The 218-nt window shown below is 70.6% G+C and carries 1 protein-coding gene; it reads right to left on the reverse strand.

The genetic code is table 11. The annotated features are described in order from the left end of the window. Positions 1-41 precede the first annotated feature (41 nt). A partial coding sequence (locus EXE45_RS19270; protein WP_199233727.1) for an SHOCT domain-containing protein occupies positions 42-218 on the reverse strand: 177 nt, incomplete at its 5' end.

Genomic DNA, 218 nt, shown 5'->3' on the forward strand with positions numbered 1-218 from the left:
TTCGCCTGACCGGCCGCGACGACCGACCTTCTTCCCCCGACTTACCGCGCCCGCGCCGCCTCCCCGCTCGATTCGGTCTCGTGCGTCGGGCTCGACCCGGTCCCACTGGTCACCTCCCGCTCCAGTTCGCGCTCCAGCGCCTGCTCGAATTCCGCTTCCGTGAGATCGCCCTCCGCGTACCGTCGCTGAAGGCGCTCGACCGGATCCTCGTCGGGCTC

The organism is Halorubrum sp. SP9, assembly GCF_005435015.1.
In the GTDB taxonomy this organism is placed as follows: domain Archaea; phylum Halobacteriota; class Halobacteria; order Halobacteriales; family Haloferacaceae; genus Halorubrum; species Halorubrum sodomense.